Origin of the sequence: Streptococcus infantis, assembly GCF_047464415.1 — a bacterium.
GTDB lineage: Bacteria > Bacillota > Bacilli > Lactobacillales > Streptococcaceae > Streptococcus > Streptococcus infantis_AE.
This window is the reverse complement of record NZ_JASHBX010000058.1, coordinates 1-739: the sequence shown is the minus strand read 5'-3', so window position 1 is coordinate 739 and position 739 is coordinate 1. Positions and strand designations below refer to the sequence as shown.

The 739-nt window shown below is 38.3% G+C and carries 1 protein-coding gene; it reads right to left on the bottom strand.

What is annotated here, in order from left to right; genetic code table 11:
- A partial coding sequence (locus QM460_RS10440; protein ID WP_414290059.1) for an ISL3 family transposase occupies positions 1–739 on the bottom strand: 739 nt, incomplete at both ends.

Sequence of the window (739 nt, the reverse complement as noted above, 5' to 3'; positions counted from 1 at the left end):
GGCAATTGAAGGGCGTTGACAATTTTCTCTTTGTCCTTGAGAAATGTCTTAAAGACAGTCTGAAAAAGAGGATGAACCTGCTTCAGATTGTCCTCAATAAGTCCGAAAAATTTGTCAGCTTCTTTATTCTGGAAGTGAAAAAGCAAGAGTTGATAGAGATTATAGTGGTGTTTCAAGTCTTCTGAATAGCTCAAAAGCTTGTCTAGAATCTCTTTATTCGTTAAGTGCATGCGAAAAGTAGGGCGATAAAAACGTTTATCACTCAGTTTACGGCTATCTTGTTGGATGAGTTTCCAATAGCGCTTGATAGCCTTGTATTCATGAGATTTTCGCTCAAATTGATTCATGATTTGGACACGAACCCGACTTATAGCTCGGCTTAAGTGCTGAACAATGTGGAAACGATCAAGTACAATTTTTGCATTAGGAAAAAGCTGTTTAGCCAAGTTATAGTAAGGACTAAACATATCCATAGTAATGATTTTCACTCGACATCGGACCGCTCTATCGTAGCGCAGAAAGTGATTGCGGATGATAGCTTGTGTTCTTCCCTCAAGAACAGTAATGATATTGAGCTTGTCAAAATCTTGTGCGATAAAACTCATCTTTCCTTTGGTAAAGGCATACTCGTCCCAAGACATAATCTCTGGAAGACGAGAAAAATCATGCTTAAAGTGAAAGTCATTGAGCTTACGAATGACAGTTGAAGTTGAAATGGATAGCTGATGTGCAATATCAG